General features: G+C 69.4%; 44 protein-coding genes and 1 tRNA gene. 6 read left to right on the top strand and 39 right to left on the bottom strand.

Going from position 1 to position 24254, the window contains the following annotated elements:
• Positions 1-14: 14 nt before the first annotated feature.
• Both QQG74_RS08980 and QQG74_RS08985 read right to left on the bottom strand, forming a co-directional pair.
• Positions 15-2135: a tetratricopeptide repeat protein gene (locus QQG74_RS08980; protein WP_341719811.1), complete on the bottom strand. Its 2121-nt coding sequence runs from the start codon at positions 2133-2135 to the stop codon at positions 15-17.
• A 68-nt stretch (positions 2136-2203) separates the two neighbouring features.
• Positions 2204-2665 carry a MarR family transcriptional regulator gene (locus QQG74_RS08985; protein WP_341721186.1) on the bottom strand — a complete coding sequence of 154 codons (462 nt, stop codon included), beginning with the start codon at positions 2663-2665 and terminating at the stop codon, positions 2204-2206.
• 49 nt (positions 2666-2714) lie between these two features.
• On the opposite strand from QQG74_RS08985, the gene QQG74_RS08990 reads away from it, so the two are divergent.
• A complete protein-coding gene (locus tag QQG74_RS08990; RefSeq protein WP_341719812.1) occupies positions 2715-3236 on the top strand; it encodes a VOC family protein in 522 nt (173 codons plus the stop codon).
• A gap of 304 nt (positions 3237-3540) precedes the next feature.
• Positions 3541-4305 carry a hypothetical protein gene (locus tag QQG74_RS08995; RefSeq protein ID WP_341719813.1) on the top strand — a complete coding sequence of 255 codons (765 nt, stop codon included), beginning with the start codon at positions 3541-3543 and terminating at the stop codon, positions 4303-4305.
• Between the two features lie 95 nt (positions 4306-4400).
• Here the strand turns inward: QQG74_RS08995 and QQG74_RS09000 are convergent, their stop codons facing one another.
• Positions 4401-4580, bottom strand: a complete 180-nt coding sequence (locus tag QQG74_RS09000; protein ID WP_222953587.1) for a DUF4236 domain-containing protein — start codon at positions 4578-4580, stop codon at positions 4401-4403.
• Positions 4581-4805: 225 nt separating this feature from the next.
• On the opposite strand from QQG74_RS09000, the gene QQG74_RS09005 reads away from it, so the two are divergent.
• Complete coding sequence (locus QQG74_RS09005; RefSeq protein ID WP_341719814.1) at positions 4806-5420, top strand: malonic semialdehyde reductase; 615 nt, start codon at positions 4806-4808, stop codon at positions 5418-5420.
• A 136-nt stretch (positions 5421-5556) separates the two neighbouring features.
• Here QQG74_RS09005 and QQG74_RS09010 read toward each other — a convergent pair whose 3' ends face one another.
• Both QQG74_RS09010 and QQG74_RS09015 read right to left on the bottom strand, forming a co-directional pair.
• Positions 5557-6012 carry an Rrf2 family transcriptional regulator gene (locus tag QQG74_RS09010; protein ID WP_341719815.1) on the bottom strand — a complete coding sequence of 152 codons (456 nt, stop codon included), beginning with the start codon at positions 6010-6012 and terminating at the stop codon, positions 5557-5559.
• A gap of 206 nt (positions 6013-6218) precedes the next feature.
• Complete coding sequence (locus QQG74_RS09015) at positions 6219-7106, bottom strand: AraC family transcriptional regulator (protein ID WP_341719816.1); 888 nt, start codon at positions 7104-7106, stop codon at positions 6219-6221.
• Between the two features lie 474 nt (positions 7107-7580).
• On the opposite strand from QQG74_RS09015, the gene QQG74_RS09020 reads away from it, so the two are divergent.
• Both QQG74_RS09020 and QQG74_RS09025 read left to right on the top strand, forming a co-directional pair.
• Positions 7581-8327 (top strand): SDR family NAD(P)-dependent oxidoreductase, encoded by a 747-nt coding sequence (locus QQG74_RS09020; protein ID WP_341719817.1) that lies wholly within the window; start codon positions 7581-7583, stop codon positions 8325-8327.
• Between the two features lie 128 nt (positions 8328-8455).
• A complete protein-coding gene (locus tag QQG74_RS09025) occupies positions 8456-8695 on the top strand; it encodes a hypothetical protein (RefSeq protein ID WP_341719818.1) in 240 nt (79 codons plus the stop codon).
• Positions 8696-8764: 69 nt separating this feature from the next.
• Here the strand turns inward: QQG74_RS09025 and QQG74_RS09030 are convergent, their stop codons facing one another.
• The 15 genes from QQG74_RS09030 to QQG74_RS09100 all read right to left on the bottom strand — a co-directional run bounded on the left by QQG74_RS09030 (position 8765) and on the right by QQG74_RS09100 (position 15796).
• Positions 8765-9613 carry a hypothetical protein gene (locus QQG74_RS09030; RefSeq protein WP_341719819.1) on the bottom strand — a complete coding sequence of 283 codons (849 nt, stop codon included), beginning with the start codon at positions 9611-9613 and terminating at the stop codon, positions 8765-8767.
• Between the two features lie 408 nt (positions 9614-10021).
• A complete protein-coding gene (locus QQG74_RS09035; protein WP_341719820.1) occupies positions 10022-10441 on the bottom strand; it encodes a winged helix-turn-helix domain-containing protein in 420 nt (139 codons plus the stop codon).
• A 161-nt stretch (positions 10442-10602) separates the two neighbouring features.
• Positions 10603-10839 carry a hypothetical protein gene (locus QQG74_RS09040; RefSeq protein ID WP_341719821.1) on the bottom strand — a complete coding sequence of 79 codons (237 nt, stop codon included), beginning with the start codon at positions 10837-10839 and terminating at the stop codon, positions 10603-10605.
• A gap of 26 nt (positions 10840-10865) precedes the next feature.
• A complete protein-coding gene (locus QQG74_RS09045; RefSeq protein WP_341719822.1) occupies positions 10866-11228 on the bottom strand; it encodes a hypothetical protein in 363 nt (120 codons plus the stop codon).
• Between the two features lie 635 nt (positions 11229-11863).
• Positions 11864-12196: a MazG-like family protein gene (locus tag QQG74_RS09050; protein WP_341719823.1), complete on the bottom strand. Its 333-nt coding sequence runs from the start codon at positions 12194-12196 to the stop codon at positions 11864-11866.
• Entirely contained in the window at positions 12193-12441 is a 249-nt protein-coding gene (locus tag QQG74_RS09055) for a hypothetical protein (protein WP_341719824.1), read from the bottom strand. Before QQG74_RS09055 ends, QQG74_RS09050 begins: the two co-directional genes overlap by 4 nt.
• Positions 12438-12836, bottom strand: coding sequence for a hypothetical protein (locus tag QQG74_RS09060; RefSeq protein WP_341719825.1), 399 nt, complete (start codon positions 12834-12836; stop codon positions 12438-12440). The genes QQG74_RS09055 and QQG74_RS09060 overlap by 4 nt, the downstream gene beginning before the upstream one ends.
• Complete coding sequence (locus QQG74_RS09065) at positions 12833-13075, bottom strand: hypothetical protein (RefSeq protein WP_341719826.1); 243 nt, start codon at positions 13073-13075, stop codon at positions 12833-12835. Before QQG74_RS09065 ends, QQG74_RS09060 begins: the two co-directional genes overlap by 4 nt.
• Positions 13076-13168: 93 nt before the next feature.
• Positions 13169-13408 (bottom strand): hypothetical protein, encoded by a 240-nt coding sequence (locus QQG74_RS09070; protein WP_341719827.1) that lies wholly within the window; start codon positions 13406-13408, stop codon positions 13169-13171.
• Entirely contained in the window at positions 13405-14088 is a 684-nt protein-coding gene (locus QQG74_RS09075) for a nucleotidyltransferase domain-containing protein (RefSeq protein ID WP_341719828.1), read from the bottom strand. Before QQG74_RS09075 ends, QQG74_RS09070 begins: the two co-directional genes overlap by 4 nt.
• Positions 14088-14516 (bottom strand): hypothetical protein, encoded by a 429-nt coding sequence (locus QQG74_RS09080; protein WP_341719829.1) that lies wholly within the window; start codon positions 14514-14516, stop codon positions 14088-14090. The genes QQG74_RS09075 and QQG74_RS09080 overlap by 1 nt, the downstream gene beginning before the upstream one ends.
• 81 nt (positions 14517-14597) lie before the next feature.
• On the bottom strand, positions 14598-14813 hold the full coding sequence (locus QQG74_RS09085; protein ID WP_341719830.1) for a hypothetical protein: 216 nt from the start codon (positions 14811-14813) through the stop codon (positions 14598-14600).
• A 16-nt stretch (positions 14814-14829) separates the two neighbouring features.
• On the bottom strand, positions 14830-15015 hold the full coding sequence (locus tag QQG74_RS09090; protein ID WP_341719831.1) for a hypothetical protein: 186 nt from the start codon (positions 15013-15015) through the stop codon (positions 14830-14832).
• Positions 15016-15311: 296 nt separating this feature from the next.
• Entirely contained in the window at positions 15312-15509 is a 198-nt protein-coding gene (locus QQG74_RS09095; RefSeq protein ID WP_341719832.1) for a hypothetical protein, read from the bottom strand.
• Positions 15510-15511: 2 nt separating this feature from the next.
• On the bottom strand, positions 15512-15796 hold the full coding sequence (locus QQG74_RS09100) for a hypothetical protein (protein ID WP_341719833.1): 285 nt from the start codon (positions 15794-15796) through the stop codon (positions 15512-15514).
• 23 nt (positions 15797-15819) lie between these two features.
• Here QQG74_RS09100 and QQG74_RS09105 point away from each other — a divergent pair, with 23 nt between their 5' ends.
• Positions 15820-16128 (top strand): hypothetical protein, encoded by a 309-nt coding sequence (locus QQG74_RS09105; RefSeq protein ID WP_341719834.1) that lies wholly within the window; start codon positions 15820-15822, stop codon positions 16126-16128.
• A 52-nt stretch (positions 16129-16180) separates the two neighbouring features.
• Here the strand turns inward: QQG74_RS09105 and QQG74_RS09110 are convergent, their stop codons facing one another.
• The 19 genes from QQG74_RS09110 to QQG74_RS09200 all read right to left on the bottom strand — a co-directional run bounded on the left by QQG74_RS09110 (position 16181) and on the right by QQG74_RS09200 (position 24251).
• Positions 16181-16525, bottom strand: coding sequence for a DUF433 domain-containing protein (locus tag QQG74_RS09110; RefSeq protein ID WP_341719835.1), 345 nt, complete (start codon positions 16523-16525; stop codon positions 16181-16183).
• Positions 16507-19215, bottom strand: a complete 2709-nt coding sequence (locus tag QQG74_RS09115; RefSeq protein ID WP_341719836.1) for a TROVE domain-containing protein — start codon at positions 19213-19215, stop codon at positions 16507-16509. The genes QQG74_RS09110 and QQG74_RS09115 overlap by 19 nt, the downstream gene beginning before the upstream one ends.
• A gap of 111 nt (positions 19216-19326) precedes the next feature.
• Positions 19327-19396: transfer RNA gene (locus QQG74_RS09120), tRNA-OTHER, on the bottom strand.
• A gap of 135 nt (positions 19397-19531) precedes the next feature.
• Positions 19532-19933, bottom strand: coding sequence for a hypothetical protein (locus QQG74_RS09125; RefSeq protein ID WP_341719837.1), 402 nt, complete (start codon positions 19931-19933; stop codon positions 19532-19534).
• Positions 19930-20412: a hypothetical protein gene (locus QQG74_RS09130; RefSeq protein WP_341719838.1), complete on the bottom strand. Its 483-nt coding sequence runs from the start codon at positions 20410-20412 to the stop codon at positions 19930-19932. The genes QQG74_RS09125 and QQG74_RS09130 overlap by 4 nt, the downstream gene beginning before the upstream one ends.
• The gene (locus QQG74_RS09135) at positions 20409-20630 is read right to left on the bottom strand and encodes a type II toxin-antitoxin system HicA family toxin (protein ID WP_341719839.1); all 222 of its coding nucleotides are present in this window, start codon (positions 20628-20630) and stop codon (positions 20409-20411) included. Before QQG74_RS09135 ends, QQG74_RS09130 begins: the two co-directional genes overlap by 4 nt.
• A 117-nt stretch (positions 20631-20747) precedes the next feature.
• The gene (locus QQG74_RS09140) at positions 20748-20939 is read right to left on the bottom strand and encodes a hypothetical protein (RefSeq protein ID WP_341719840.1); all 192 of its coding nucleotides are present in this window, start codon (positions 20937-20939) and stop codon (positions 20748-20750) included.
• Positions 20940-21041: 102 nt separating this feature from the next.
• The gene (locus QQG74_RS09145; protein WP_341719841.1) at positions 21042-21308 is read right to left on the bottom strand and encodes a hypothetical protein; all 267 of its coding nucleotides are present in this window, start codon (positions 21306-21308) and stop codon (positions 21042-21044) included.
• A gap of 12 nt (positions 21309-21320) precedes the next feature.
• On the bottom strand, positions 21321-21482 hold the full coding sequence (locus QQG74_RS09150; protein ID WP_341719842.1) for a hypothetical protein: 162 nt from the start codon (positions 21480-21482) through the stop codon (positions 21321-21323).
• A complete protein-coding gene (locus QQG74_RS09155) occupies positions 21482-21652 on the bottom strand; it encodes a hypothetical protein (RefSeq protein ID WP_341719843.1) in 171 nt (56 codons plus the stop codon). The genes QQG74_RS09150 and QQG74_RS09155 overlap by 1 nt, the downstream gene beginning before the upstream one ends.
• Positions 21649-21852 (bottom strand): hypothetical protein, encoded by a 204-nt coding sequence (locus tag QQG74_RS09160; protein WP_341719844.1) that lies wholly within the window; start codon positions 21850-21852, stop codon positions 21649-21651. The genes QQG74_RS09155 and QQG74_RS09160 overlap by 4 nt, the downstream gene beginning before the upstream one ends.
• Positions 21849-22043 carry a hypothetical protein gene (locus QQG74_RS09165; protein ID WP_341719845.1) on the bottom strand — a complete coding sequence of 65 codons (195 nt, stop codon included), beginning with the start codon at positions 22041-22043 and terminating at the stop codon, positions 21849-21851. Before QQG74_RS09165 ends, QQG74_RS09160 begins: the two co-directional genes overlap by 4 nt.
• Entirely contained in the window at positions 22040-22231 is a 192-nt protein-coding gene (locus QQG74_RS09170) for a hypothetical protein (protein WP_341719846.1), read from the bottom strand. The genes QQG74_RS09165 and QQG74_RS09170 overlap by 4 nt, the downstream gene beginning before the upstream one ends.
• Complete coding sequence (locus tag QQG74_RS09175; RefSeq protein WP_341719847.1) at positions 22228-22431, bottom strand: hypothetical protein; 204 nt, start codon at positions 22429-22431, stop codon at positions 22228-22230. The genes QQG74_RS09170 and QQG74_RS09175 overlap by 4 nt, the downstream gene beginning before the upstream one ends.
• Complete coding sequence (locus tag QQG74_RS09180; RefSeq protein ID WP_341719848.1) at positions 22428-22865, bottom strand: hypothetical protein; 438 nt, start codon at positions 22863-22865, stop codon at positions 22428-22430. The genes QQG74_RS09175 and QQG74_RS09180 overlap by 4 nt, the downstream gene beginning before the upstream one ends.
• A 12-nt stretch (positions 22866-22877) precedes the next feature.
• Complete coding sequence (locus QQG74_RS09185; RefSeq protein ID WP_341719849.1) at positions 22878-23108, bottom strand: hypothetical protein; 231 nt, start codon at positions 23106-23108, stop codon at positions 22878-22880.
• Complete coding sequence (locus tag QQG74_RS09190; protein ID WP_341719850.1) at positions 23105-23533, bottom strand: hypothetical protein; 429 nt, start codon at positions 23531-23533, stop codon at positions 23105-23107. The genes QQG74_RS09185 and QQG74_RS09190 overlap by 4 nt, the downstream gene beginning before the upstream one ends.
• Before the next feature lie 20 nt (positions 23534-23553).
• The gene (locus QQG74_RS09195; RefSeq protein ID WP_341719851.1) at positions 23554-23853 is read right to left on the bottom strand and encodes a hypothetical protein; all 300 of its coding nucleotides are present in this window, start codon (positions 23851-23853) and stop codon (positions 23554-23556) included.
• On the bottom strand, positions 23850-24251 hold the full coding sequence (locus QQG74_RS09200; RefSeq protein ID WP_341719852.1) for a hypothetical protein: 402 nt from the start codon (positions 24249-24251) through the stop codon (positions 23850-23852). The genes QQG74_RS09195 and QQG74_RS09200 overlap by 4 nt, the downstream gene beginning before the upstream one ends.
• Between the last annotated feature and the right edge of the window lie 3 nt (positions 24252-24254).

A 24254-nucleotide genomic window follows, 5' to 3' on the forward strand; every position in this document is an offset into this window, starting at 1 on the left:
CGGGCCGGCAATTATCAGCGACGCTTCGTGCAGACTTCGTCCGAGCGGGCCACGGTCTCGGTGGACCAGGCGACCGCCACCGTGAAGCAGTAGTCGAGTCTACGGTCGAGGCTGTAGACGATGAAGCTCTCGGTGCCGGCGGGCAGGTCGGCAAAGGGCGTCGGCGGCTGGCCGGTCCGGCCACCCGAGACGATCACCGGTCCCTCGCTCCCGGCCGGGTACTTCCAGCTCAGCGTCACGCTGTCGCGGTTGTCCGTCAGGGCGAGCCCGGTGGGTGGGGTACCGGGGGACGCCGGAGCCGGGGCGGAGGTGGTGGCCGTGGGTGCGGCTGGCCCACCCGGGGCGTCGCTCGCGGTCGGGGTGGTGGTGCCGGCCCGGTCGACCCGCGACACCCCCGCGATGACCGCAGCGGTGCCGAGCAGCACCACGATCACGCCCGCCGCGACGATGAAGACCAGCCGGTTCGGCTGCCGGGGTGGCACCGGCGTCCGGCGTACCGGCACCGGCAGCAGCCGCGACGGCGGCTCCGACCGCTCCGGCTCGGCGACCCGACGCAGCCGGTACACGCCGGGTGCCTGCGGGGCCGGCCCGGTCAGGTCGGCCACGCTCGGCGGCACGGCGGTCGACTGGTCCGGGTACGACGGCGACGCCGCCGCTGCGGGGGACGGATCGAGGTCGGGCTCGTCAGGGTAGGGATCGCCACCGGTCCGGCCCGTCGGGTACGGATCGGTCTCGGTCTGGCCGGCGGGGTACGGATCGGTCTCGGTCTGGCCGGCGGGGTACTGCTGGGAGCCGGGCTGGACCGTGGGGTACGAGTACGGGTAGGGCTCGGGTTCGTCGACGGCGGGTCCGGTCCACCAGTCCTCCGGCGGCCCGGCCGGTCCGTCCACCGGCTGCCGGGGGGTGGGCACGGGCGAGGCCGCGCTGGCCGGTGCGTAACCCGTCGACGGATGCCCCTGGCTGGGGTGATACCCCTCGGCCGGATGCTGCTCCGGGCCCGCGAAGGGTTCTCCTGCCAGGTGCGCTCCCGCAGTCTCGTGCTGCTGTTCGGCGCTTGGGCGTTGTTCGGTGTTCGGGTGGTGTTCGGCGCTCGGGTGGTGTTCGGCGCTCGGGTGGAGTGAGTCGATCGGGCCGGAGGGGGCCGGGCCCGGGGCAGAGTCCGCCGCCCAGCCCGGGTCGCTGTCCGGCCACGGGAGCTGTGTCCCGGCGAACTCGTCCCCGTCCTGATCCGACCACCCCGGACCGCTTCCGCCCGTCCCGGCGGTGCCGGTCGCGCTGGTCTCCGTCGGGTCGGTTGCGCTCGCGGGTGGCGCGGCCGGGCCCGAACCGGTGCTGTCCGATCGGAGCGGGTCGGGCCACTGCGACGCGGCGAGGCCCTCGGGCGGCGAGGTGCGGGCGGCGGGCACCGTCGGCCCCTGCGCGCCGACCGGTGGCGTGTCGGCGCAGACATGATCGGGATTTGCTGCCGCCCGGGCCAGCGTCGTCACCTGGGCCGCCAGCGGGTCGTCCGGGTCGAGGTACTGGCGGCACAGCTCGCGTGCCAGGGACAGGTTGTCGTGCGCCTCGCCGAACAGCCCGCAGTCGCGCTGCATCGAACCGAGCCGGGCGAGCATCTTGATCCCGCTCGGATGCCCGTCGCCGTAGACCTCGCGGTGCAGTTCCCAGGCGTCCTGGAGCCGGTCACGTGCCATCTGGCACTGGCCGCGGGCGTACTCCACGGTGGCCAGGTCGGCATGTGCGGCGAGCACCCGCAACGACTCCGGCCCGTCCGACGCGGTCAGCTCGATGATCACTTCCTGGTAGAGCCGGGCCGCCCGGGACCAGCTGCCCACCCGGTGCAGCACCGCCGCCAGGGTGGCGGCGGCGGCCACCGTACGCGGGTCGGAGCGACCGTGCAGTCGGCTGGCGGCGGCGTACGCGAAGGCGGCCCAGCCGCGCGCCGAGTGCGGCTCGCCGAGCGCGACCAGCACCCGCGCATGCAGGCTGGCCGCCTCGGCCAGCTCTGGTGTCGCGTTGGCGGGGCGCGGATCGGCGCCGGTCAGCGCGTCGGCGAGCAGCCGTTGGGCGCCGGCGAGATCGCCAGCGGAGACCAGGTCGTGCACCTGATCAGTCAGTTCACCGAAGCCGGAGGGCACGCCCCATCGTGCTCATCCGACGACGATATGTACAAGACCCGCGCCGGAGTGGTTCGGTCCGGATCCGGTCAGGGGTCGTTCAGGTGATCGGTCAGCGCCTCGCTGATCTGGCGTAACTGGTCGACCTGGGCCGGGCTGAGCGGGTCGAACAGGTGTCGGCGTACCCCCTCGACATGGCCGGGTGCGGCGGCGGCCAGGGTGGCGAAGCCCTCCTCGGTGAGCAGGGCGAACTGCCCACGCCTGTCGGTCGGGCAGTCCTCGCGGCGGACCCAGCCGGCGGCCTCCAGGCGGGCCACCGCGTGGGAGAGCCGGCTGCGGGAGGAACCGGTCGCGTCGGCCAACTCGCTCATCCGCAGCCGGCGTTCGGGTGCCTCGGAGAGGCGTACCAGGATCTCGTAGTAGGCGTGCGGCATGCCGGCGTCGCGTTGCAGTTCTCGGTCGAGCGTGTCCATGAGCGCCCGGGAGGCGGCCAGGAAGGCCCGCCAAGTGCGCTGTTCGTCCGGATCCAGCCAGCGGGTCATGACCACCATCATAGCCAACTGGTTGAACGCTCAACTAAAAGGAGCTAGCGTTGGTGGCATGGGAATTCATCGCCTCAACCACGCCGTGCTCTACGTCAGTGACCTCGACCGCAGCGTCGCGTTCTACCGCGACGTGCTGGGCTTCCGTCGGGTGCCGATGACCCCGGAAGGCTTCCGCGGTGCCGCCTTCCTCCAGGCACCCGACTCCACCAACGACCACGATCTCGGGCTGTTCGAGATCGGTGCCGGCGCGGGCAGGTCGACCGCCGGCCGGGCCACCGTCGGCCTCTACCACCTGGCCTGGGAGGTGGACACGCTCGCCGAACTGGCCGCCACCGCCAAGCGGCTGGCCGAGGCGGGTGCGCTCGTCGGCACCTCCGACCACGGCACCACCAAGAGCCTCTACGGCCAGGACCCGGACGGGCTGGAGTTCGAGGTGGTCTGGCTGGTGCCGGCCGACCGGCTCGACGACGCCGCGCTCGCCGCCCGTACCCGGATCGGCCGGCTCGACCTGTCCGCCGAGATCGCCCGCTACGGCTCCCACACCCGCGGCGGCACCGGCATCTCCATCCCCGCCTAACCCGACCCACACCCACCCCACCCCTTTGTCCCGTTGATCATGAGGTTGGCGGCAGTCGTTGATCTTCAAACTGCCGCCAACCTCATGATCAAGGGAGTGTGGGCGATTCCGCGCCGAGTTGATCAAGAGGTTTGTGTCAGTCTGAGTGCTGTTCGCTGGCCAGAGGCTCTTGATCAACAGGCGATGTGGGGGACCGGTGGTGGGTTTGGGCGGGATGTTCGGGGCGCGGTTGCGGGGGTGGGTGGCGGGAGTGGTGCGTGGGAGCGGGCGCCAGCGTGGCGGGGGACGGGGCACCGTCGCCCTGGTGTGCGGTGCGGACGACGAGGGCGTCGCCGAGGAAGCGCTGCGGGTGGTCGGTGCGTACGCCGACCGGCTGCGGGGCTGCCGGCTGACCGTGCTGGTGCTTGCCGACGACGTCGACGACCTGCCCACCCGGCTCGGCGCGCTGGAGGCCGGGCTGCCACCCGAGGTCGCGGTGCACCTGATGCCCGGCCCGCCGGGCCGACTGCCGGTGGCACTGCGAGCGGCCGGCGCCGCCGGGGCGCCCCTGCTCAGCTATCTGGCGGCGGAACAGGCCGTGGACCCGGTGGCGCTCTCCGCCGCCGCGACCGGGCGGCCCGCCGAAGCGCTGCTGCTCGCCGGTGCGGGCGTACCGCTGCGGCCGGCGCTGGCCGACGCCGGGTTCCCGTTGTCGACCGAGGTGGAGCTGGCCGACACCGGGCGGCGGGTCGGCTTCGGCAGCGGCTCCGACCGCAGCCTGGAGGCGATGAAGGAGGAACTGTGGGCGGCCGGGCACCGGCTGCTCGACCCGTACGGCATGCCGTTGTCGCCCGCGCCGGAGGTGGACCCGGCGCCGCTGGCACGCGCCCTGCTGGCCGAGTTGGCCGGCAACGGCCCGCGTACGGTCACCGAGTTGCGCCGGTACGCGGTGACCGCCACCGCGTACCGGGCCGTGGACGCGGCGCGGGCACTGACCGCGCTGCTCGACGCGGGGCAGGTCAGCCGCACGCCCGAGCAGGGCCGGCTCGGCGGCGACGTGCTGGTCACAGCCGTCCGGTCAGCTGCGTGACGACAAGCCACCCACCGGTGGCGATAACCCCTGTGGGGGGTAGGACGCCGAGCGGGGCGCCGGAGAGATCCGGCGCCCCGCTCGACCTCGGGACCTCACGCCCGAGACTTGTCCTGCTTCCAGGACAGCGGGCCGGGCAGATCGACCCGGTGCGCCTTGGCCCGCGAGTTCCAGGACCACCGGCCGATCCGGATGCTCCAGGACGAGAAGCCGTTCTCGGTGAAGTTCAAAACGAGTGGCCCGTACTTCTTGCGCTTGCGGAACATCAGACCCATCGTGGGCCTCCCTTCATCGCGGTCCCTGCGCGCTCGAAGATGCCCCCGGCGTCGATCCGTCAAACCCCGCCCCGTCCGTAGTGGACGCCGGCGGTCGGCTGCGATCCGCTAATCCTATCCATCAGGTAGGTTTTAGGTCGCGACGAATGCCCTTCGGAGAGGATCATCCATGTGCCATCCGACCGCCCGGCACCGCCGCGGCGAAGACCCGACGGCGACCTCGGCATGACCGGGGTACCGCTGCGCGACGATCTGTTCATGCTCGACCGGGCCGCCCAGGACCTGCTCTTCCGGGCCGCCCGCACGGCAAACACCTTCACCGACGAGCCGGTCGGCGACGAGCAGATCGCCGCGATCCACGACCTGGTCCGGTACGGCCCGACCGCCTACAACGGACAACCGCTGCGACTGTTGCTGATCCGCTCGCCGCAGGCCCGCCAGCGGCTGCTGCCGTACCTGTCGAGCGGCAACCGGGCGAAGACCGCCGCCGCGCCCCTGGTGGCCGTGGCCGCCGCCGACCTGGACTATCACGAACGGCTGCCGGAGCTGTACCCGCACCGCCCGCAGGCCCGCGACTGGCTGGCCGACGAGGAGCAGCGCGCCGCGCAAGCCCGGTTCAACGCCGCCCTCCAGCTCGGCTACCTGCTGATCGGGGTACGCGCCGCCGGGCTGGCCGCCGGACCGATGGCCGGCTTCGACGCGGCCGGCGTGACCCGGGAGTTCTTTCCCGACGGCCGGCACGAGGCGCTGTTGGTGATCAACATCGGGCGGCCAGGCCCGCAGGCATGGGGTGACCGATTGCCCCGACTGCCCACCGACGAGGTGATCCGCACGATCTGACCGGCGGCGTCGAGCAGGTGATCCCGCACGGCCTGACCGGCGGCGTCGAGCAGGTGATCCCGCGCGGCCTGACGGCGTTAGGAAGGGGCCCTTCCTATACACCAGGCGTTAACAGGGGGCCCTTCCTTACCCCGCGTCAGCGGGGTTCCCAGGCGTCGGGCAGCGTGGTCAGCCGCCGGACGTGAGCCGGCAGCCGACCGGCGACCACGTCGGCCAGACTCACCTCGTCGACCACCCGACGCAGCGAGGCACGCACCGCGACCCAGAAGCCGGGCAGGTGCTGCGCCACCCCCTCGTACTTGGTCTCCTCCGGGCGCAGCCCCCGCACGCCGGCCAACGGCCCCTCCACCGCGCGCAACACCGCGCCGATGGTCACCTCCCGGGGCGGTTGGGCCAGCGTGTAGCCGCCCTCGGCGCCCCGCTGGGCCCGGACGATGCCGGCCCGCCGCAGGTCGGCCAGTACCGCTTCGAGAAACTTGCGCGGCATGTCCTGCTCGGTGGAGATGGTCTGGGTGGACAGCAGTGCCGGGTACGCGGCGGCGAGGCTCAGCGCCGCCCGCACCGCGTAGTCGCCACGCGCGGAGATCTGCACCCTGCCATCATGCCCAACCCGTGCCGGTCAGGGCGTCGCCGGGCCGACTGGTCACGCGGCCGGTCAGCCTCCGCGGCCTCGGCGCGCCGCCGGTGGCCTCGGATCGCGGTCGGTCAGCCGCCGGTGGCCTCGGATTGCGGCCGGTCAGCCTCCGGCGGCCTCGGCTCGCGGTCGGTCAGCCTCCGGTGGCCTCGGCTCGCGGCCGGTCAGCCTCCGGCGGCCTCGGCGGGTGGCCGGGGGCGGATGACCGGGCCCGGCCGGGGATGCTCGCGAGTGGCCCGGAAGGCACCGGGACTGACGCCGACCTCCCGGGTGAAAAAGCGACCGAAGTTGGTCGGTTCGGTGAATCCGAGCCGCCGGCCGATCCGGGCGATCGGCTCGTCGGTGGCGGCCAGCAGTCGGCTGGCCTGGAGCGCGACCCGCTCGTCAAGCACCTGCTTGGCGCTGCGCCCGGTCACCGCCAGGCAGGCCCGGGTGAGCGTACGCACCGAACAACCAAGCCGCTCGGCGTAGTCCTCGACCCGGCGGGTGTGCTGGTAGCTGAGTTCCACCTCGCGGCAGAACCGGTGGAAGGTCTCCTCCTCCGGGCGCGCCGCGCGGCGCCTACCGGACGGCAGCATGCTCAGCCGCAGCAGCAGCACGGTCAACTGGTGGCGCAGCAGGCTGCGGCCGGTCGGGGTGTCCCGATGCCGGCGAGCGTCCACGGTCAGCTGGCTCACCTCGTTGATGACCGCGTCCTCGTCCTCCCCGGCGAGCTGCGCCCAGGGCGGCACCTCGTCGACGCTGACGTCCAGACCGTAGAGCGCCTCCGGATGCCAGCGGACCACCGTGGCGTCCAGGTGGGGTGGCGTGCAGCGCAACACCTGCCCGGTACGCAGCCGCAGTAACGTGCCGGGCCGGCAGGGCAGGGGGCGGAAATCCACCTCGGCGTAGCCGTGACCGCCGGTGGCCAGCACGATCAGCTCTCGGTCCAGCAGCACCTGGCGTCGCCACCCCGCGTCAGTGGCGAGGCTGCTCAACGTGATCGTGTCGATCTCGACGGGACCGGAGACAGCGTCGGGCAGGGCTGTGGCGAGGTGACGGGAAGGGACCATCACCTGCGACGTTAGCCCGCGACCCGGCCGTACGCATCTCTTCCGACCCGCGCGTCCGCTCGCGCTGCGGCATCTTTCGACCCGCGCGTCCGCTCGCGCTGCGGCATCTTTCGACCCGCGCGTCCGCTCGTGCCGCGGCATCTTTCGACCCGCGCGTCCGCTCGTGCCGCGGCATCTTTCGACCCGCGCGTGCGCTCGTGCCGCGGCATCTTCCGACCCGCGCGTGCGCTCGCGCCGCGGCATCTTCCGACCCGCGCGTGCGCTCGCGCCGCGGCATCTTCTGACCCGCGCGTCCGCTTCGCGGAGCGTCTTCGACTCGTGCCGGCGCGGCGGCACGTGGTGGTGGGGTTGTCGTGGCCGGGCCGGGCCGATAGGTTACCGATCGGTATGATCTGGTCGCCGCGGCGCCCGAGCGGTCCGTGCCGGCGATCCCGGGCTCCCGGTCGGGCGCCGATCGGCTCGCGAGGGGTGGGCATGCACGATCTGTTCTCGGTTCGCGGCAAGACCGTGCTGGTCACCGGTGGCTCACGGGGCATCGGGCTGATGATCGCCCAGGGCTTCGTCGCCGCTGGCGCACACGTGATCATCTCGTCCCGCAAGGCGGAGACCTGTGCGGCGGTGGCGGAGGAACTCTCCGCCCACGGCCGGTGCGAGGCCATCCCGGCCGACCTCGGCCACGACGAGGGAGCGCGGGGCCTGGCCGCCGCCGTACGGGACCGGGTGGACCAACTGCACGTACTGGTCAACAACGCGGGCGCCACCTGGGGCGCGCCGCTGGAAAACTACCCGGAGAGCGCGTTCGACAAGCTCTGGGCGATCAACGTCAAGGCAGCCTTCCGGCTGACCACCGAGCTACTGCCCGCCCTGCGTGCCGCCGCCGGCCCGGACGACCCGGCCCGCGTGATCAACATCGGCTCGGTCGACGGCCTGCGGGTCCCGGCCATGGAGGTCTACGCCTACTCGGCCACCAAGGCGGCAGCGCAGTTGAGGCGTACACACACCAAGCTTCGACCTGCACAAACACGAAAGCCGCCCGCCGCAATGCGAACGGGCGGCTTTCGCCGAGGGTGTCAGCTGGACGTACGGCGGCGGCCGATCGGAACCACCTCATCGCCGTACGCCAAATCCTCGATCAGCTTCCCGACCTTCGCCTGCCGCAGACTCTCACTCACCTCCGACAGCGCCTCAAGGATCGTGTCGACGTCGGCCTGCCGCTGCTGACGCCACCGGTCTTCCCGATACGAGTCGATCTGATCCTGCTCGGCGGAACGCCGCATGTCGATCCTGACGCGGGCGACCGTGACTGCCATGTACACGGTGAGGAGGCAGATCACCGCGAACAGGGCTAGGTGTACGGCAAGGGCAACCCCGATTTCGGCGCGGTGTCGGGACTGCCACAGGTGGCTGCCGAAGATGGCGAGGTCGAAGATGAACAGGACGCCCATGCTCACGGCGCCGAGCATCATGCATCGCGGTGGGCGGGCTTTCGCGCGCCGGTCCAACAGGTCGGCGATGTGTACGGCGGCGCGCTGCCGGGCGGTGATTTCCCCGGTGTCTTCCAGGTTGTTCACGTGAGGCTCCCAGGCTGAGAGAGGTGGATGGGGGTGTGCCGCTGGTTGCGGCCGGTGCACCTGCGGTGCGGGGGTGTGTGGTGTGGCTCAGCCTGATGGGGGTTGCGGCGGGCATCGTCTGCCGTGGCGGTGGGGGATCGGGCTGGTGGCGGGCTGCTGTCTGCGTGCGGCGGTGGCGGTGGTGGTGGCGGGTTCAGCGTCGATGGTGGGGGTTGACGGGGCTGGTGCCCGGCTGTCGCTGTCGTGGTGGGCGTGCTGCTGCTGGTCGTGGCGGTCGCGTCCGCTGTCGATGACGGCGCTGCCGTCTGGGGTCGCTGTGGCGGTGGCGGTGGGCGGTGCGGGTTTGGTGGCTGGTGTCTGCCACGGCAGCGGGTGGGCGCCCGAGCCGGTGCGGGTGGGGGACCGGTCGGCCGGCTCGGGCGCCGTCTGGGGGCCGCTGGGGCGGCGGGTGGCGTCGGGTGTGGGTGGTTGGGTGTCCGGGGTGTCGGGTGCTGCTGGTGTCGGGATTTGGGCGTCGGGATTTGGGCTGCCGTGACCGTTCTCGCCTTCGTGCGGGTCGGTGGCCGGCTCGGCAGGATTGCTGCCGGGCTTGGTGACGGCGTCCAGCGTCTTGTCGGTGGTGTCGGTGACCTTGTCGACGGTGCGCCCGACGACGGGCAGCGGTTCAACGGCCTTGTCGACGGTGTCGGTGACCGCTTTGACGGTGCCGCCGGTAGCGGTGAGCGTCTTGTCGACGGCGGTCGTCGTCTTGCTGAGGGTGTCGCGGACGGGTGTCGGCCGGTCCGGGCTCCGTTTGCTGGTGAGTGGGTCGAGTACGGCGTTGACGGTGCCGGTGACTAGGCCGTCCGGGGTGTCGGCGTGGGCCGGGTCCTGGCCGGAGGCGAGGGCTACGGCTATGCCGGCGGTTGCGGCTGCGGCGCAGAGGATGAGGCGCATGTCGGCTCCTGGGGACGCTGGGGAGGGGTGCGGGGGTTAGCGTCCGGGTCGGTGCCGTCGGTGGCGGATTTTTCGCATGCCGGTCCCCCCATGGATCGATCTTGCGTTACCGGTCGTTCACTTTACGGAATGTTTACCTTGGTGGATTGTTTTGCAGGAGAGTATCCGGCGGGTGTCTGCGCTGCTGTGACCTACTGTGCCGCCCGTCATGCCTGTTCGGGTGACCCCTGTTCGGGGGTCAAAGCCAGGTTTCAGACATGGCGCATCGCCACCCATTTGAGTAGATCCACTGTGGTTGTTGAGTATCCGAGGATGCCGAAACATGAGCGGGATGCAAGTTGCAGTAGGGGGCCTATACAGATGGCGGAAACCTCCGCGCAGGCCGTAACCGTCCAGGGTGAATAGTCGTTAGGATGCGCCCGGTGCGGGCACAAACCAGCGGTCGCCGGGCAGCAACTCCACCACCCCAGGCCGACGGTGCACCTCGAAGACAGGCACACCCAGGTCCGGAACACGCAGACGGTCCCGATCGTCTGGGGACGGCATCCGCACCTCGATCCGCGTCACACCAGCGAGGTCGATCGGCTGTTTGACCGGCATCTGGCGCACCCGGGTAGCTTGGCCGTGCCGTCTGACAACGAGTCCTTCCGCGCGCAGTAGCGTCACGGCGGCGCGGACAGTGTTGCGGCCGATGCCGTACGTCTCCTCTAGCCAGCGGTCTGAGGGGATCGGGGCACCTGGGGCTAGCCGGCCGGCGTGGATGTCGCGGCGCAGAATCTCCGCCAGCTCTTGATGGCCGGGCGGCCACGGCTGGTCTGGGGACACCACGTTCGGAAGTGTCGGACCGAGCCGTATGCGAGCAGTCGGCAGGCAGGGGGGCCTGAGTTGAACCAGTCAAGAAATGGACCGGCCCGCCTCCACGGGGGTAAGGCGGGCCGGCGATTTCGGAGCGTAGGCGGCAGGTACGACAGAGAGACCTCTGCTGGGCATCACTGCGAAGCAGGGTCGGGGTTGGCGGCCTGCTTGAGCGCTGCTTCACCGGCAGGGGTCAGGATCCACTGCCCGTCCACGAAGCGGGTCGAGAGCCAGCCGGCCTTTACCAGTTCGGTGACCTGGTTGGTGACCTCATTGCTCCATGTGCGATACCAGCTGCGCCCGGCCTGGTCTCGGACCACCTTGTCGGCTGCAATCTCGGCGAGCAACGCCAGTCCGGTCGGGTTGTCCACGGTCGGTCCTCTCGGGTCGGCGCGGGTTAGTTGGTGCGGACGGCGGGCCGTTCGAGGTAGCCGATCCGCTTGCCGATCCGCTCGGCGTACGCAATCTCGTTGCGGGTGCTTTCCCCGATGTAGCCGTTCGGGTTGACCACGAGCACGCGGTCCGCCATGTCGATCTTTCGCAGGTGAAGTGTGTCGAGACGGTTCTTCTCGTCCTCGGTGGGCGTGTAGCCGTCAGCGTGCCCGTAGACGCCCGGAGCGAGGACGATCCAGCCGTCGAGGGTCAGTTGCTGGTTGAGGCGGTGGAAGTAGTCGCGGAAGCGGGTCGATCCGCAGAGGACGACGATCGGCGGCCTCTCGGGTCCATCGAGGTTGTGGGTGTGCGGGTTGAGGTAGCCCATGGCGTTCTCCTTCGGTGGGTGTGGGTCAGTCGGTGTGGGTTTGGTTGGCGGACGCGACGGGCTTGGCGAATTCGACCACCCACCACGCGACCGGGCCGGCATCATGTCGGGCCAACTGCTGGCGGGCATCCGCCTCACCGTCGCCCTTACCTCTGGCGTGGCAGGTGCGGCACACCCACACCCACCCGGACACCGTCTCCCACGCATCCGAATCGTGATGACCGGCGACCGCTAGGGCACGCGGATACTCCCGCCACCTGTTCGTGTACCGGTCCCATTCGGCAACCGCCACATCACCCGGGCCCTGCACCGACACGTAGCGGGCATCTCGGAGACAGGCCAGGTGGAGGGCTTGGCGGCGGGCAGACGGCCAGTCGGGAAACGTCTGGGAGGTTTCGTCGGCTCGCAGGCTGCCGCTGGCACACCACGACGTGAACACGGTCCAAGTCACCAGCTACGCCCCCGAGCGCGACGCCGGTACGTGGCCCGCATCCCGGCGAGGCGGGCACGGCGGACATCCCAGCGGGCACAGTCCGGGCAGCCACTACGGGCCTGCCGCACCCACGAGCGGGGCACACGATCCCAGCCCTCAAACTCGGTGCGCACAGCGGACGGGGCATGCTCGGCGAGGCAGGTCACGACGAAACCCCGGCAGCCTCATCCAACCGGCCAGCAATCTTGGCCACACACTCGCCAACAACCCGCTCCGGGTCCAGGCCGAGGCCGGCAATCGCCACCAGCGCCGTCAACACCACATCCGCCAACTCGCCCGCCACATCCGAGGTGGTGTGGGTGACACCCTTACGCGGGTTTTGGCCGACCGTGCCGATCCACGCGGCGGCGACCTCGCCGGCTTCTTCGGTGACCTTCAAGATTTGCAGGGTTTGCTGTTCGCGGCTGGTGCCGTTGGTGTGGGCGAGCCATCCGGCGACACGGCGGGCGAGCACGAACGGGTCACTGGTGGTCATGGCTGTACTCCCGGCCCGATTGGCTTGGCGTGGTGGTGCCGGTCGGCTTCCTCGATCGCCTCCGCCAACGTCGGCCGCTCACCCGGCGGCACAGCCGGCATGGACGGGTCGTGGCGGATCAGCAGAATCGACCAGCGTCGCCCCGATGCGAGGGTGCGAAATCGGGCGGCCCCGCCGTACAGGTTGGCGAGAACGCGGATGCGGTGGAGGGGAATCCAGCCCTCCAAGAAGCGGATACCCATCACGCGGCACCTCCGGCTAGGTCGAACAGGGCGTCCTGCCCGGTCACCTGACGTGCCGTCCGCCGTCCCGGTGCGGCAGGCGTCGGAACTTCGGCAGCGTGATACCGGACGTCGTTGCCGTCGTCGTCAACCTCGTAGTGGTACAGCACCCCCACGACCTGGTTGAAGTGCTTGACGTGCTCGATCTGATCGGGGGTGCACCAGTGGTCGGCCGTTGCCGGATTGCGGCTGGATGCGGCGAAGGTGGCGTCACCGTTGTTGCCGGGCAGTTCGGACAGCCGCACCAGGTCGCGGTCGCGGCGGGCCGCTGACCCGTACGGGCCGATCAGATGCAGGTCGTGGTAGGTGTCCTCATCGCCGAAGAACGCAGCCACCTCGATGCAGTGGAAGTCGGTCATGCCGTCACCTCAGCGATCTGCACCACCATCTGCGTGTCGCGGCCTTCACCGGAGCACTGCTCGCACACGATCGCCGCCGGCACGTTCCGAAATCCGTCGGCGTGGATGGTGCAGATGTGGCGGGTGCGGGTGTGCCCGTGCTCGCAGCGGCCGGTAGAGGTGTGGGTGGCTTCCCTGCCGCACGGGTCGAGCATGATGCCCAGAAACTCGGTGACGATCGTGCAGACGTCGGCGGTCATCGACGCCTCCTCGGTCGGGCGGCGGAGTGGATGGCCCACACCACGGCGAGCACGCCGAAGAGGACCAGGCCAGAGATTGCGGCATCGGGCAGGTCAGGCATGAGGGCTCCTTTGGGTCGGGACGTGAGGAAGACGACGCGCCAACTCCGCCTCTACCCCCGTGAGGAGCAGAAGCGTGAGCTGGCCAGACTGTGACGGCGGTGCCGCGCCTTTCGGCCCGACCTCATGGAACGTGCCGGCGGCGATCCGCGACGCGACCACATCCAAACCCCGCCGCAGATTGGCGGCGACGGCGCTTAGCGTCTCGGTGGACGCGGCCTCGAAGCCGGTCACGCCGGATCCAGGTAGGCGCGGCGGACCCGCAACAGCCACGCCTCCACCGCCGCCCGGTCAGGTTCGTCCGGCAGCACCGACCGGACTGAATCGAACCGGGCTTCGGCCTCGGCCAGCGCGGGACGGGCCGCCTCGGGGTTGGCGGCCACCGCCTCGCCGAAGTCGTGATACCGCTGCGGGTCATCGACTCGGATCGGTAGCTCACCAGTCGCGTAGAGGGCGAACCCCTGATCCAGCAGGCGAAGCAGATGCCGACCATGTTTGGCTTGCCGTTTGCGCATCTTCGACTTGAACTGGCCGGTGTCGAGCAGCCTCTTGAGCTGGGACGTGGCGTAGCCGAAGTAGGCGTCGCGGGTACGTTTCGCGGACAGGAACGCCTTCCGGATGGCGATCATCTCGTCGCCGAGTGGTGTGCGCACCTCGTACAGGTCGGATGGTAGCCACAGAATCTCAGTCACTGTGGGGTTGCCGCCCAGCATGAGGGTCGCAGCCTTCGCCGCCTCATGGAACGTGGCGTCCGGGTCGTGGCGGACGATGGATGCGTCACGGCCGGTGGGCGGGTTGAGCCCGTGAAACGCTTCGGTGGGTGCGACGTAGACGCCGAGCACATCCCGATCGGAGTCGGGCCCGGCCAGCCCGTACGCGGTCGACCCGACGACGCCGGAGAGAAGGATGTGCATCAGAACGCCCCCTCCGCAACTTGGAGGCATGTCAGACCGAGTTCGCGTCGCCACATCTGCACGACCTGGTCGCGGTCATCGATGACGAACGCCGTCGCGTAGCGGCCTTCGATGTGGGTGCGGTACAGCTCGGCCTTGATGATGGAGTCCTTTCGGTTGTCTTTGTGCCCGCGCATGTGCAGCTCGTGGAACGGCACGCCCTGGGCGTCGAGCCACATCACGGTCTGCTCGCGGCATACTTCGTCGCGTCCGGACAGCAGGATGATGTGGTGTTGGCCGGCGGCGGCGATGGTCTGCACAAGTTCCATGACAGCCGGGTTGGGGTCGTCTTCGCCGACGCGGTGCCAGTGGTAGGGGCTGCGGTTGCCGGTGCGGAGTGCGAGGGTGCCGTCGATGTCTACGAGTACGGCGCGGGGAAGGGCGGTCATTGTCGGCTCCTGATGCTGTCTTCGGGGTCTGGTCGGCTACCGCTCGCCCCGGACACGGGTTCCGGGGCGGCGGTACGCCGGTCAGGCGTTGGCGGGCCGCAGGTGCGCGGGCCACGTCCCGTAGTGGTCGAACAGGGCCGGGTCGACGGGCGCGTCCAGCAGCTCGTTGGCCCGGTCGACGGTCAGGCCGTTCGCGGTCAGGCGGGCGAGCGCTTCGGTGCGGGTGCGGCGGCCGGAGGCGTGATGCGCGATGGTGGACTCGTTGCACTCGCCGATCAGGTCAGACAACAGGGGCATGCGGGTTCTCCTTCGGTCAGTTGTTCGGCTTGCTGGTCTGCTGCGATGTCGGGCACTCCCGGTCGTGCTGGGCGTCGGCCATCGCCGTCAGCGTGTCAATCAGCGCGGCGTTCGACAGCGCCGACTGGCTGTCCTTGAGCGCGGTCGGAATGTCGTACCGGCAGGCGTTGAAGCAGTCGTATTCGACAGTCACCGTCGTCACGCGGGAGTCCTTTCGGTCACGGCGAGGGATGCGGTGAGCGTGTCACTGGCAGGGTCGTAACCCCACCCGCTGGCACGCCGATACCCGGCGGCAGCCAGCACACGGTCAGCGGCCACACGGGCGCAACCAGCCGGGTCGTCGTACCAGTCGCCGTCGTCCACACGCCCGGCGAGGGGGATGTGTTGGCGGGCGGTGGGGTGACACAGGGTCAGGCTGATGTGGTGGTCGCCGACGAACAGGCAGGCGTGCGAGGCCACAGGTCGGCCCTCCGCAAGGGGTGACGCAGACGGCATGGGTTAGTCCTCCAAGTCGCGGGGGTGCAAGCCGCAGCCGGTGAGCAGCTGCACTTGCTGGCAGCCTGTGGGCGGTCCGGGCCGGCGGCACGTGTAGCGGGTGCAGCCGCAGCCGAGCCGGTCTGCGCGCTCCACGGCCAGTTGGGTGGTGACCCGCTCGCCGATCGTGTTGTCGAGGGTGGCCGCGACGGTGACGACCACGGTCAGACCTCCCGGTTGTGGTTGGTCGGCTGTTGGCGGCGCTCGGCCTCGTCTCGCGTTGTGATGGTGAGGCTTCCCGTCCGACTGCCCACGCCGTACAGACCGGCGCGGATCCGCCAGGTGGGTGCACCGGCTACGTGCGCGGCCCACGAGCGGGCACCCCGGCAGGTGTGGTCGGTGAACAGGATTCGACCGGTCGCGGTTTCGAGCACAAACCAGTGATGCCCTGCGGCTTCCGCCTGCGCGAACACGTCGTCACGCGCCCCGACCGAGCTTCCCTGTGTCATGACACTCACGGTAGCATGGTGTCATGACACCTTCAACGAGCGCGACGCGAAAACGTCATGACACTTCTCTCGACCAGCGTCATGACACCTCGGCAGCCGATACCGTGTCCGACGTGACCAGCAAGAGCGGCAGAGGCACAGCCCGGCAGACCATCCGCATGGATGAGGAACTGTGGGAGAAACTGGATGCCGCAGCGAAGGCAGTCGGAACCGACCGTTCCTCCTACCTGCGAGACTTCGCCCGATGGGCAGTCCACGAGAAGGGCGCGAAGATGCCTCGACGTGCGCCACTTCCACACGTCGACAAGACCGACGACGGGTTGACTGGCTGACAGTCGCCCGGACAGCGAGACGCCCCGCGCCATCCTCGGCTGCGGGGCGTCCCTACATCTCGGCGGCGTCTCGGCCGGGCGGGTCCGGCAGCGCATCCACGTCGAGCGGTTTCACCCAGCCACCCAACGCCGGCTGCACCTGTTCGGCCCACGCCCGCCACTGCTTGCGGTAGACGCCCTGCGAGCCTTCCCACCAGCAGCACAGCAGCACCTCATGCCGGGTCATGTCGTACTCGTCGCAGACCACAGCAACCGAATCGCCGCCGTACACCATGCCGGCTACGGCGTCGGTGGGGATACCACGCAGATGCGGATGCCCGAACCGGACGGCCGGGTCGATGGTGAGCACCAGCCGTCCGGCAATCGCGGCTTCCGCCACTACTCGTTCCACGGCCACTTCGCCGACTGTCCTGCCTCGATCAGCGGCACCATCCGGAACGCAGCGTCAGTCAGCCCGCCGAAAGTGTGGCGGTGACGCGACCCCGACGTGCCGTGCCCGTGCCGGTAGCCGAGCAGATTCCACGTGTACAGCGGTACCGTCGCCGGAATCGCCGAGCCGGGATCGCCGTAGCCCGACCATGCCTGCTCGTCGGTGACGATCAGCACCCGATCGTGGCCGGCGTAGTGGCGCTGCACTGCCGCCAGCGTCTGCGTGCCGCCCAGGTTGGTGAACCTGTCGACGGTGCGCAGCAGCGAATCGCCGGGCTTCACGTCGATCACGTTCGACCCGTTGCCGAACTCGACCAGATCCACCCGGCCGACGTTGCGCAGCGCCACCGACGACCCGAACACGGCTGCCGCGTCGGCTGAGGTCAGCTCCGACTTCTCCGACATGCGACCGAACATCGACCCGGACCGGTCCACCAGCACCAGCGTCCGCCCAGACAGTTCGGGCACGTTCGACAGCGACGCGGTGAGCGCCTTGTCGAGCGCATACCCCCACCGCAGCGACGGCGCGTTGCGGTAGGCGGCGAGGAACCGGAACGGAAACTGCCGCGACTTGGCCACCTGTTGCGGGTCGGCGAGGCGGGCGGCAACCTGGGCGGCAACCTCATCGGATACGCCGGCCTGGTCGAAGTTGCGGAGGTTGCGGAGGCAGTTGCCTGTGACGATCCCGTTGGCGATGAACAAGTTCGATGGCTCGACGGTCACGCAGTAGGTGGCCCGCTCGCCCCCATCCTCGATCGCTGCGATTCGGTCCAGCGCCACAGCCTCGTCGTAGCCGTGCATCTCGCTTTGGGCAGGAGAAACGTGAGCAAGGCGTTCGGCAGCCCGAATCAGGGCCGTGGACTTGTATCCGATCCGAAGGTCGAGCAGTCCGGCGAGCCGCACTACGGCGGTCGCCCGGCTCACTTCCACCACGAACAGCGGAAAGTTGCCGATGCCCCTCGCCGGGCGTTCCCGCACAACGTTTGTCACGCCCAGCCGCAGCAGCGTGTCGGACACCTGGTCGGCGAGCCGCCGAGACACCGTTGCGTACTCCACCGAGGCATGGAACGTGCCCTTGGCGTTGTGTCGCTCGCGCACGCACCCGTCTGTGTCGATGAGACCGGAGAGTGCCCCGATCCAGAACTCACGACTAAACGGCCGCTGCGGCAATGCCTTGACCTCGACGCGCTTGCCCCACACCTCGTAGCGGCGCAACACGTCGGTAAGCGGATTGCGTTGCCACTGCTTGAACGGGAACCGCATCCGAACGATCTTTCCGCGCTGATCCTCGCGTATCCCACAGTTGTGCTTGGTCGCGTACTCGCGCATGAACGCCACTGCACCGTCGTCCGGGTCGCCGTGGAACTCTGGCGAGAGCGCCGTCATTCCGCCGTCGCCGAGCATCGCGCCGACGAAGTAGCCGTCCCATGCGTCACCCTCGTCGCCGAAATAGTCGGCAGTCAGCGGTGCCGGAATCCGGTCACCGACCCTCAGGTCGGCCGTCGTGGTCCACTCCCACGCTTGGCGTCCACTCTTCCGCTGTCGCACCCAGCGGTGGTCGTACGTCGCCTCAATAACCCGCCCAGAGACGAACCGAATCGTTGCCACCGGTCGAACGCCCATGTCGAGCCAGGCCGAGGGGGCAGCGGGCACCAAAGCGCCAACGGACATGTCCCGAGGTCCCTGCCCAGGGCCGTACTTCACAGGGCGGGTGTCCCACGACTTGTCATACGACAGGACCGGAAGGCGCCGCGCCACAACCTCCTCGATGGGGGCGGTCGTGCCATCCGGCAACCACACCGGTGTGCCTTCCGCCAGGCAAGCCATGTAGCCCATCGAGGGGATGAGGGCTTCCCACAGTCGCGCCTTGTCGACCTTCGACCCGGCCAGCGACAGCGCGTCCTCCCACGTCATGCCCGCCAGGTTGAGACGGTCAGCGTTGAGCAGCACTACCGGGTCGTCGGCGGCAGTCGCACGCACCAAATCGTTGTGACAGATCGTCGCCAGCGACTCGGGAATGTCGTCGTCGCGGCCATGCCGCCGATCGAGCGCGAACTTGAACAGGTCACCCCGCCACGGTGCGTCGGCGACCGGATGAACGAGGTCGATCACATCACCGAACCGAAAACCCTTGCTGGCGGTGTCGTACTTGAGCAGGCTCCGCTCCGTGTACAGGCGCAGCACCGCATCGGCGATACCACGCTTCACCGGCTTCGGAATCGCGCGCCCGTAGCGGCCCGTCCAGTAGGCGAGCGCTTCGCCCGGCTCGTCGGCGCGCTGAAGCACTTCGGCGACGATGGCGCGGGATCCGGGGATTCCGGCGGCAACCATGGCCTTAGCGGCTTCCAACGCGCCTACGAGGGACGCGGAGCGCATGTTGCCGTCGGCGCGCAGCCAGCGCAGGAACGCGCCGGTCCACTGCGGGTCGGTGACGGCGAGGTGGCGGACGAGCTGTTCGTACCGGTCGTCGCGGGTGCTCGCCGACTCGTAGAAGGTCTTCTCGCCGACCATATTGGCGACAGCGAGCAGGAACAGTTCCGAGCGAGCATCGCGGGCGAATCCGGGGGCGCCTTCGTGGGTGAGGCCGGTCGGGGTGTTCTCGCCGACGATCGGGGATGTGCCCGACGGGCGGGCGGTGGCGGTGTTGAACTTGGCCATGGAAAAGGGCTCCTTCCGCACCGGAAGAAGCCGTCAGCCAGATTGCGGGTGCCCGAGATCAAAGGCGGCAGCGGAAACATGTGACCTAGACCGCTAGTCGACACGGGCCGTGGCCCGCGACGGGATTCGAACCCGCGTCTCACCTTGAAGAGAGGAAGTAGCCGATGCCTACGCACCGGGCACCCGCATCTGGAGTTGTGGCATCTCCCGAGATCAAGGGCGCTACACGGTGTCTTATGCCAAAGAAGTAACCGTGAAGCTTCGCACCGGGAGGTACCAGCCGAACGTATCACGACACGTCAAATCGCTCCATCGGCTATATCAGCGACCCGAAAATCTCGGCACCATCCGTGCACACGATCCGCACCCCGCCCGGCTTCGTACTGCCACCCCACTGCGCGTACGTCTCCACCGACTTGATGCCCGGATGTGCGGCTGCGGTGGCGGCCTGGGCGAGCACGTCAGCCCACCCTGCCGGGGTGCTCGGGGATGCGTCCACTGCCGGCGCGGCGACGGGGCTGCCGTCCCATTCGTGCGGCTGGTCGGCGTGGGTGGCGTCGGTGGTGCCGCCGAGCACGAGCTGCAACCTGACGCGGCCGGCGAGCGTCAACCCGACCGGTTTCGGGCCGCCATCGGTCGACCAGCGGGACACGTCGCCCGCCCACGGCTGGCTAGCGAGCACCGCAGCAAGCCAACCCTCCGCGTAACGAACCTTCACGCCACGCCCTTCACCTGGGCGTTCTCGGCAGCCTTTCGGCCCTTCACGCTAGGGCGGCCCGCCTTCCGGGCGCGCCTTTCCGACGGCGCGACCTGCGAGATGCGCTGCGGGGTCACGTCTAGCAGTGTCGCTGCGTCCCGAACTGACAGAGCGTGTTGCGACAGCATGCGCTGCGCCAGTTCGACGGTCTGCCGCTCTACCTGCTGTTTTTCAACCGCTACCCGGTTGCGGGCGGCGCGTAGTTGTGCGGCGGCTGCGTCTAGGTGCGGGTCGCCGGTGCGGTACTCGTATGACAGGCGGATGCCGGGTTCGGCTCCTTCTGGCATGTCTTCGAGCATGGCGATGGTTTCGCGGACGGCTTGGTCTAGGCCGGGCAGGTTGCGGGCGTAGGTGTGCGCGCCGTCGAGTTCGGGCACGTCGGCGAGCCACGCATCGTCTTCGCGGGTGACGACGACCCGGTAGGTGTGGTGTTGGTTCATCGCAGCCAGCCTTTCCCGAAGACCGGTTCCATGTCGCGTTCGATGGCTCGTAGGGTGCCGTTGGGTATGTCGCCGGGGTGTTGGGCGACGGTGGTGCGGGCGGTCACGGTTTCCCCGTTGTGGGTGGTTGACGCTTCGTACATGCGGTGGGAGCCGCGTTGGCGGGTGTGTTTGCCGCCGAGGTGTTCGATTCGTCGGTTGACTTCCCGCGCCTTCATACGCTACACGCTAGTAAAGCCGCTAGACAACTGTCAAGCGGCTAGACAGTGCTGGTGGGGTGGGGTTTCAGCCGATCGTGGCACCGCTGCACGGCGGCCCGCGATGGCACCTGCGACCTAGCTGGCGGCTGCGATAGCCGCGCCTTGCGGCCACACCAGCACCACATGCACCTGCGGTTCCCCGTCGGCCCGCTTGCGATTCCGCCGGGCGGCCTGCCGGGCGTTGCGGATGGCCGTGCCGCGCTGCTTGTCCCACACCCAGCCGGGCACGATGTACGAGAATTCGTCGGCGTCGCTCACGGTAGCCATGCCGCCATTATGCGGTCACTTTACGTCACCCGTCTATTGATTCACGACCTGTGTGACAGGTTGTGCGACACCCGGCGCAGCACAGGCGTCGCACAACCTGGCTCATTCGTCGCGGATGACGACCGCTCGACGTTCGACGGGAATCGGGTCGGTCGGGTCCGACGGTGCCACGAGCACAGCCTGAACACCGGAGGGCATTACGCCGTCGGCGTTGACGAGCCGAACGAGCGGCCACCCGTCCGGGTCGCGAACCATGCCGTCCGGGTCGATGGTGACACCGGGGGTGGCGATTGGCGGCGCTTCGTGGACGACGCCGCCGATGATGGCGCGGGCGGGCTTCACGCGGACGTGTCTGGGACTGTCGGGCATGACGTCATCCTCTCAGCGAATGTGTTCGGCACCGAGCACAATCCGGCGGCACTGGCAGGCGTAGCTGTCGCACTGGTGGTTCCAGGTGAGGAAGTGCAGGCCGGCGCGGCAGGCGGCCACGCGGGCGCGGTGAGCCCACAGGTAGCGGCGGCGCAGCGCACCTTCGGTGGCCATCAGCCAGCGAGCCCGTTGCAGGTGAGGCTGTGCGCCTCCACCTCCGTCTTGTCGGACAACACCACCACCTGCAACGTGCCGTCGTCGGCGCGTCCGGCGGGCTCGGCGGTGACCGTGATTGGTAGCGGGGTGTCGCAGTCGGGGCAAGTCGCGTAGACAACAGCGCTCATTCTTCGTCGGCCTTCCGCTCGGGGTCGTTGGGGTGCCGCTCGGCCCGCAGCATGTATTTGGTGATGTTCTGCTGGTGTTCGATCAGCACCCGCAGCATCTCAATATCGGTAAGGTCGTGTTCGTCTTGCAGCCGGTCTAGTTCGGCGCGGATGGCGTTGCTGGCCCGCTGGACGGGCATGGTGCGTGCGTGCAGTCTCATCGGTCCTCCTCGACGGCGGTGAGGGTGCCGTCCCGCAACTGGCTGGCGTACACGGCCAGCCGGGCTTGTACCGCCTCGGTGTCGTCGGGGTCGGCGGTGGTGGTGGCCAGCTGCCAGCCTTCAACCGGCTGCAGGGCGAAGCGGGCGAGCAGGGAGCGGGCGGCGGCGTCAATGCGCGGGTCGACGGTCACCGGCTGGCTTCCGTGGCCGGGTTGGCCTTGTTGCGCAGACGTCCGGCCACAATGCGGTACGCCCGAATCTCACCGGCCCTGTCAGGTGACGGGTCCGTGCGGTTGATGGCTTCGAGGGTGTCCGCCAGCATGTCGAACTGGGCGGCCACGGCGGCGGCTCGGGTGACGGCGGCGGGCAGGTCAGTCATCGGGTGGCCTCACCTTCCGGCTCGACCTTGGCGAGCTCGGCTTCGAGGTACCGGCCGACGGCCCGCTCCCAGAACGGCTGCCGCAGATGCTCCGGCAGATGGTTAACGATCTGCCCGTTCGAGATGCCAGGATGCGCGGCCTTGATCGGACTGAGGATGGCGTCGATTTCGGCCTCAACCTCCGGCGTCAGGCTGGTCACTGTGACCGCCTCCGCTGTGCCGCACGCCGGGCCGCCCGGTTTCCGCCCTGCGGCACCTGGGCCAACGCCTGCCGCATCGCCGCCACATCACCACGCTTGCCGCCCGAGACGGCTACGGGGGCCGCGTCGCAGCCTGGCTCCCACCGTTGGCCCACCAACTGCCAGCGGCAGCCTGCGCGGGTGTCGGACAGGCTGACGGGGCTGGTGCAGCGGCACGTTGCCCCCGTCAGCAGTCGCTCCGCTAAACCGAGTGCCGCGGCTGTGGGGGAGCGGTGTTCGTCGGAGATGAGCCGCGCACCCTGGTAGGTGGCGACCGCATACCAGCGGGCTTCTTCGACCGGGCCGTTCTCGTCTCCGGCGTAGCCGATCTCGAAGCCGGCGGCACCGGCCCGGCCCACGAGGTCGGCGCAGGCAATCACCATGTCGTCGTTCATGGGTGTCTCCGTTCAGTTGGGGTGGATGACGTGGCCGAGTTCCCGACACCGGAATGTGGGCGGGGCCGGGTGGCAGTGCTGGCAGACCGGCTCGCCGGACGGAGAGACGACGGTGCGCCGGTAGCCGGCTTCCAGAATGGCGCGGGCCAGCGCGAGTGGGGTGTTGCCGAGGCCGTCCCGATGGCGTCCGATCAGGTCGGCGAGAACAGACACGTCAGTGTCGCTGTACGGGACGGCGGTCACGAAGCCACCTCGGTCGGCTTGACCGGGTGATACCAGCGGTTCGGCTTCCCGCCGATCGGCCCCGACGACCCCCAGCACTCCACCCCCGGCAACTGCCGGTCATGCCCCCACGCAGGGCGGTTGCCGGACCACATTTCGGCGCCCACATGGTCGGCGCACGTCCACGTCTCCACCGGCACCGATCCGGTGTTGCGGTTGTCGTAGCGGACTTCGGTGGCGGGCTGGCCGCATGGGCAGCCGGCGGCGCGGGCGGCAGCGTTGTGGGCTCGCCAGCGGCGCTCGGCTTGCAGCGTTTCGTTGACGGGCGGGATTGGGCGGGTGGCGTCCCAGGCGGGTCGGATGGCCAGGAACAGGACCCAGCCGAGGGCTAGGCCGGCGACGACGGCTATCAGGATGATCGCTAGGGCGAGAGTTGAGCCGGTCATGGCGGGTTCCTCCGGTCGGGTCAGCCGCGCTCGGCGGCAGGGTTGTCGGGGACAGTCGCAGCCCAGCCAGACTGAAACACCAGCCCAGCCCGGTCCACCCCCAGCCGCTCACACAGCAGCTCGAACGCCAGGTTGGCGCCGGTCATGTGGGAGCCGTTGCGGAGTGCGTTGTCGATGGCGGCGAGGATGGCCGGCAGGTGCGGATCGTCGGCGTCCACGGGTCCGCCGTGCAGTGGGCAGGACGCGAGGGCACCGTTCGGTAGGCGGCGGCCACCACCGGCACAGCAGAACGCGCAGTCCATCGGGTCGAAGTCGGTCACGGCGTGACCTTGCGGTCGCGGCCAGACTGGTTGCTGGTATCGCCTATCCCAGCGGCTCCGGCAAAAGGATCAGTCGTCCGTGCCGCGTTGATGTTGCTGCCATGTGCCGTTTCGAGCCCGCGAAAGTCGAAGTCGATGCCGTGGTCGATGCGGACAATGTCCACCAGGTCCCCGAGCGGCGTCGCGGCAGATCGATACCAGAAGACAGGTTCGATCGTCGTCCGGCGGGCGTCTCCCTCTGGGCTGGGTGCGGTGGTCGCGATCGTGGCCCATCCGATGAAGGGCAGGGTGATGCGCGGGTCGTCGGCATCCTGGACGATGAAGATGCCGTGAACCCACCGAAAATCCGGCTTGAAGTTGAGCAAGGTTCGCGAGATGGCCTTTGTCGTGTCGGTCATGGT

It is taken from the genome of Micromonospora sp. FIMYZ51, assembly GCF_038246755.1.
In the GTDB taxonomy this organism is placed as follows: Bacteria; Actinomycetota; Actinomycetes; order Mycobacteriales; family Micromonosporaceae; genus Micromonospora.